The 6,240-nt window shown below is 40.1% G+C and carries 6 protein-coding genes; 2 read left to right on the top strand and 4 right to left on the bottom strand.

Annotated features, from left to right (window positions below; all coding sequences use genetic code 11):
• Positions 1–22: 22 nt before the first annotated feature.
• The 3 genes from AC1XUO_RS22375 to AC1XUO_RS22365 all read right to left on the bottom strand — a co-directional run bounded on the left by AC1XUO_RS22375 (position 23) and on the right by AC1XUO_RS22365 (position 3,325).
• Positions 23–1,342, bottom strand: coding sequence for an ammonium transporter (locus tag AC1XUO_RS22375; protein WP_483332016.1), 1,320 nt, complete (start codon positions 1,340–1,342; stop codon positions 23–25).
• Between the two features lie 50 nt (positions 1,343–1,392).
• Positions 1,393–2,631 carry a porin gene (locus tag AC1XUO_RS22370; RefSeq protein ID WP_483332015.1) on the bottom strand — a complete coding sequence of 413 codons (1,239 nt, stop codon included), beginning with the start codon at positions 2,629–2,631 and terminating at the stop codon, positions 1,393–1,395.
• A 346-nt stretch (positions 2,632–2,977) separates the two neighbouring features.
• On the bottom strand, positions 2,978–3,325 hold the full coding sequence (locus AC1XUO_RS22365) for a 4Fe-4S binding protein (protein ID WP_235150010.1): 348 nt from the start codon (positions 3,323–3,325) through the stop codon (positions 2,978–2,980).
• 132 nt (positions 3,326–3,457) lie between these two features.
• Between AC1XUO_RS22365 and AC1XUO_RS22360 the strand changes: the two genes are divergently transcribed.
• Positions 3,458–4,477: an acyl-CoA reductase gene (locus tag AC1XUO_RS22360; protein ID WP_483332013.1), complete on the top strand. Its 1,020-nt coding sequence runs from the start codon at positions 3,458–3,460 to the stop codon at positions 4,475–4,477.
• 43 nt (positions 4,478–4,520) lie between these two features.
• Here AC1XUO_RS22360 and AC1XUO_RS22355 read toward each other — a convergent pair whose 3' ends face one another.
• Positions 4,521–5,303 (bottom strand): alpha/beta hydrolase, encoded by a 783-nt coding sequence (locus AC1XUO_RS22355; RefSeq protein WP_483332012.1) that lies wholly within the window; start codon positions 5,301–5,303, stop codon positions 4,521–4,523.
• Positions 5,304–5,512: 209 nt separating this feature from the next.
• Between AC1XUO_RS22355 and AC1XUO_RS22350 the strand changes: the two genes are divergently transcribed.
• Positions 5,513–6,220: an esterase family protein gene (locus AC1XUO_RS22350; RefSeq protein WP_483332011.1), complete on the top strand. Its 708-nt coding sequence runs from the start codon at positions 5,513–5,515 to the stop codon at positions 6,218–6,220.
• Positions 6,221–6,240 lie beyond the last annotated feature (20 nt).

The following is a 6,240-nucleotide window of genomic DNA, read 5'->3' as shown; positions in this document are numbered from 1 at the left end:
GTCTTTTTTATATGTTAAAAGATTAAGCTTCTACAAGAAACTCATCGTGCTGACTGATATCCAATCCAGCTTTTTCATCTGTTTCAGATACACGAAGCGGCATGATAAGGTCTGTGATTTTCAACAGAAGGAAAGAACCTCCGAAAGCAAAAGCAGAAACACCTACCAAAGCGATAACGTGGTTGATGAAAAGAGTAGTTTCACCAAATGCAAGTCCCTGATCAGTAACCAATGGGTTCACTGCACTTGTTGCAAAAATACCGGTCATCAACATACCAACCATACCACCAACACCGTGGCAAGGGAATACGTCAAGTGTATCATCCAAAGTTGAACGTGTACGTAAGTGAGCAACGTAGTTACTGATACAAGCTGCAACAGCACCGATGAAGATCGACGACGGAACAGTTACAAAACCAGCAGCTGGCGTGATAGCAACAAGACCAACGACCGCACCGATACAGAAACCAAGTGCAGATACTTTTTTGCCTCTTGCAACATCAAACAATACCCAAGCCAAACCAGCAGCACCAGCAGCGGTGTTAGTAGCAGCGAAAGCAGAAACAGCCAAAGGAGAAGCAGTCAAAGCAGAACCTGCGTTGAAACCAAACCAACCGAACCAAAGTAATCCTGTACCCAAAAGAACGTAAGGAATGTTTGCAGGAGGCAATACGTGAGCATCCAGAACAGATTTGCGTCTTTTCAAATAAATTGCACCAGCTAGTGCCGCCCATCCGGCAGACATGTGAACAACAGTACCACCAGCAAAATCAAGCACACCCATTTTGAAAAGGATTCCTTCTGCATGCCATGTCATGTGACAAAGCGGAGCATAAACAAGCACACAAAACAAGATCATGAACAATACATAAGAACGGAAGTTCACGCGTTCAGCCATTGAACCTGTGATAAGTGCAGGCGTAATAACAGCGAACTTCATTTGGAACATCGCGAACAAAGCGAAAGGAATTGTTCCGAAAGCAGGACCATCCAAAACACCTTTGAACATAAAGTGAGTCATTGGATTTCCAATAAAACCACCGATGTCCTCACCAAATGCAAGACTGAAACCAATGACCACCCAAAGAACGCTGATCACCCCCATCGCAATAAAGCTCTGAAGCATTGTTGAAATAACGTTTTTGTTGTTCACCATTCCTCCGTAGAAATAAGCAAGACCCGGAGTCATCAGTAGTACCAGCGCGGATGATACTAACATCCAGGCAATATCACCTGAATTCAAGCCTTCCGTTACTATTTTGGTCGGCACGCTGGGAACAAAAGCTCCAAGAAGAGCAATCACCAGCAAAATAATTAGTGGTAGATAATTACGTTTTTCCATTGTTTTTTTGTAGAGATTGTTATTATTGATTTAAGAAGGTATTAGATAAATTAGAATTTATAGATGAAAGCCATCCCGAATGTTGTCTGGCTGTTTTTTGAATACACCCCTTTCGAGTCTTCAAATTGTTCCAGCTTTCCACTTGCAGCTTTTGGATAGGCATCCAAACGGAATTCAGGTTTCAATAAAATGTGGCCATCTGCCAATGTTATGTTACCTGTTAAAGTTACAGAATTTACGTTAGTTCCAGTTCCGGCTATCGGATTTACCTCCGTACCCTTTCCATCAGGAAATGCCAATAAACCTCTCACACCGTTGTCGTTATTGAAATATTCGTAACGAGCACCGATTGCAAAATTGTCAGAAACAGCTACGTTTGAATAAATGGCAGCTCCACCCCACGACTGAGTATCTAACGGTCCACCAGCTCCCTGATAATCACCTTTTTGAGATCCATAAGCAGCATTTAAACCAACGAGGAATTTTTCAGAAACCTGGTAACTGGTTGTGATGTCGAACATACGGTAATGAGCGCTTGGAGAATCCCCCTCCTCGTCTGGATTAGCTTCGTTACTATTAATAAAGTTCAAATACACGTTCCAGTTTGCAGCAGGGGAAACGAATAATTGAGAAATAATACCCTTTTTACGGTTGTTGTCGCCTAGCCCGTCTACGTTGTTAACAACGCCGACCATCAAAGAAACTTTATCAGTAAAAGCGTAAGTCGCTTTCAGACCTGTGTGATAAAATGGTCCGTTGTTAAATAAGTTTGAGAGTGAGTAGTTAAAGTTTGCAGGCGCATCAATTACTTCATAGCCGATATGTGTTCCGAACTGACCGGCAGTCATAGAAAACTTGTCAGTAAACTTGTAGGTAAAGTAAGCTTGTTTTATTGCCAGCGCTGTACTGAATGCTGAATTACCATAGTTACCAAGATTTGCATTCGGACCAAATGTCAAATCCACAACTGCCTCTGATTTTGAATTTGTGTATGCCACTTTCGCCTGAACCAATCCCAGCTGAAACTGTCCTGATTTCTGATCAAAAACACGGGCCGTACCAGCCTGACCTAAATTTGAACGAGACGCCGGCTTGTTAAAATTGGCCATGTAATAAGAGTCCAGGTATCCAGAAAATGCAAAAGATCCTTTTCCTTCTTCATCTTCCTTGACCTCTTCAATTTTACTAGTTTCTGTTGTTTTGGTTTTTTTCTCCTCATCCAACTCCGACTTACTAAAACCCAAAAAGGGGATCATTAAAGATAATACTGTACAATAGACCTTTTTCATAATTTTCTTCTGTTTACGTTATTGATACTTATCCGGACATTTAATGGATCAAATATTGTATTAAATTTATATTTATCAAATATAATAGTCACTTTTTATCATAAAAAACCTAAAAATCCTTTTTTTTTAATCTTTTCTATTAAGATATGAACATATTTAGTGTGATTTTGAATTTTTAATAAATTTTAATTTATTCTGTTTTTACTGATATATGCAAAATATTCTTAATATGTGTAGTGAATATCTTTGGAGATTATTTATTATTATTTTACCATTCAAAAAGTAAGGCACAAAAAAAGACCTGCCGATTGGCAGGTCTATCTTAAATTCAATGCGTTTGTATTAACTATTCACCATGCATCCATGCTTTCTTAGCCAATAAAGTGTCTTCTTCTTCTTCGTTGTCCGGATCGGGTACACAGCAATCTACCGGACAAACAGCAGCACATTGAGGTTCTTCATGGAAACCTACGCACTCTGTACATTTATCTGTCACTATATAATAGAATTCGTCAGAAACCGGTGACTGCTTCTCTTTACCGCTGATAACGGTGCCATCACCAAAATCTACTTCGTCCAAACTCGTTCCATCACCCCAAGTCCATTCTACACCTCCTTCATAAATAGCCGTGTTGGGACACTCTGGCTCGCACGCCCCACAATTTATGCATTCATCGGTTATCATTATAGCCATAGTCGCCGGATTGTTTATATTTGTTCCTATTTTTCTTCTTAATAGACTAACAAATATAACTATTTATAGTTTCCCGACAATCAGAAAAATAAAAACACGTTCTTAAATTTAATTATTTTGAGTTACCCTGGAATGATATCAAGAAATCAACGAATAAATGCCTTTATTAATCTGGGAAAATTTCTCATAGAGCCTCTCAACGCGGATTATCTGGAAGAATTGGCAACATTGGCCAACCGGAAAAATAATTGGTTTACACCCGAAAATACCATCGAATCCTTAAAAGCAATCGGTGAAAAATTCCTTGCAGAAGAGAATCTGATCAAATGGCTGAACCAATATCCGGAACCGAAATCAGCTCAGAAAATCGGGGTTATCATGGCTGGAAATATTCCTGCTGTTGGCTTTCACGATGTATTATGTGTTTTAATTACCGGACATACGTTATTGGCAAAGATAAGTTCCGATGATCCGGTGCTTATTCCTGCCTTATTAAAAAAACTGGTTGAAATAGAGCCCGCTTACACCGATTACATACATTTCGTTGACAGACTTAACGATTCTGATGCATACGTGGCTACAGGCAGTGATAACACAGCACGCTATTTTCATTACTATTTTTCTAAGAAACCGAACATCATTCGTAAGAACAGGACGTCATTGGCGGTCATCACAGGAAACGAATCTGAGGATGAATTGACTGCTTTAGGAAAGGATATGTTACAATATTACGGATTAGGATGCCGCAATGTTTCCAAGCTGTTTGTACCTGTGGGATATGACTTTACCAAGTTTTTCGAGGCAATACAATCGGCTGATCATCTGTATCTAAATCACCATAAATATTTTAACAATTATGAATACAACAAGTCAATTCTGTTAATAAATGGTGTTCCGCATTATGATAACGGTTTTTTGATGTTGATGGAAAGTCCAGCACCAGTTTCCCCTATCAGCGTCGTGCATTATGAGACGTACGAGGATATTGAGACCGTAAAACATTATTTAAACGAAAACGCGGAAAAAATCCAGTGTATCGTAAGCACCTCGGAAGCCATTCCGAACGCAGTACCTTTTGGAAAAACACAGCAGCCCGAAATTTCTGACTACGCAGATTCTGTGGATACAATGGCCTTCCTGACAAATTTATAGACTTCCAAAGAGTGAAAGATTTTAGAAGCTTTCACTCTTTTTTTTAGTTTTTCTTTCCAAAGGCCCATTTCAAAAATTCCGGCATAGCCAAGGCCCAGGTTTCCGGATTATGTTCTCCTCCGACCGTTTCGCAATAAACAATATCTGCTCCCCATTTATATCCTTTATATTCAAGTGCTGCGATGCATTCCAGGGTATCCTGAATAGAATCGATAATTCCATCGCCATCCCGATCATCCGTTTCATCATTAGTACCGGTCTGAAACCAAAATTTCAAATCTGGTTTGACAGGAAAATTTCGGATCTGCTCGTGCATAATCCGGTCAGCATCACGGTAACCTGCGTCAAGCGCTTTCTGTCTCCACCACAACGCCCCTGAAAAAACACCCGTTTTCGAAAAAACAGTGCCGTGATTCCAGGCCATATCCAGAGCCATAAGTCCGCCAAGCGAAAAACCGGCATATGAAATATCAGAAGGATTGAAAGCGTAATGCTGTTCCAGAAAAGGAAGTAATTCTTTGAGTACAAAATCTGTGGTATCACCCGCTTTACTTCCGCGAAGCGCATAGTCGGTCTTACAAGCCGTTCCATATTCATGCAAACGATCCGTGCCTGCATGAATCCCTACAACCAGGATCGGCTCAATTACCTCTTCCTTTTGCAAATCGGTTAGTATTGTATTCATATTCAGGCGTTCAAAATCCTGTCCGTCATTGATCAGCAATAATGGATAAACCTGGGAATCATTGTAATGAAACGGCAGCCGGACAGAAATTAAAACTTCCCGGTGCAGAAACAAAGAAGAAATACTTTGTTCGATGGACAAAAGTTGGGGATCTGATGAAAGCAAAACGACAATATCAAGATAAAAGCGCAAGATAATGTAAATGTGCTGCTTATAAAAGAAAACGCATTTTCGGCGCTTTAAATGGCCCCTGTTGGGATAGAAACTTTTTCGTAAGATTCAAATTATTTATTGATTTGCTTGTTATAATATGTTTCGTATATTTCAGAAACAACTTAAAACAGATCACCTTGGAGGAAAAGCATATTAAGTACTATTCGCACCACCTCGGTCGTGATATCGACATGTTGGTATTCGGAAACTGGGGCTACCCCATCTTACTGTTCCCTACTACGCTTGGTCGTTATTACCAGGCAAAGGACATGGGCTTGATCGAATCCGTTCGTGGCCTGGTTGAATCGGGCAAATATAAAATCTATTGCATCGACTCTGTGGACGCAGATTCCTGGTACGCCAAACATTTAAATCCCGAGGCACGGGTTTTGAATCATATACAATACGACAAATTCTTGGCCAATGAGCTTGTTCCTTATATAAAACACGAATGTAATGTGGACAGGATTGGCGTCGGTGGTTGCAGTTTTGGAGGATTTCATGCTGCAAATTTCGCATTTAGGCACCCATCTGCGGTAGCTTATCTTGTAAGTATGAGCGGCGCTTTTGACGTAAGAAGTTTTATGGACGGTTATTACGACGACAATGTATATTTCAGCAATCCGGTTGACTTTATGCCCAATGAACAAAGCTGGCGGTTTAACCATATGAAAATAATTCTTGGGACGTCGGAATGGGATATTTGCCTGAACAGTAATATTAAAATGTCAGATATCCTGAATTCAAAAGGGATCGATCACTGGCTTGACATAAGAGGTTGGGAAAAACATGACTGGCCGCTCTGGAATAATATGTTTCCCGAGTATCTGAGTAAAATGATGTAAGCAACAAAAAAGTATTAAAT

This window comes from Dyadobacter sp. HNCC25DJ186 (assembly GCF_056895235.1).
The sequence above is the reverse complement of the archived record's forward strand: the minus strand, read 5'-3'. Positions and strand labels throughout refer to the sequence as shown.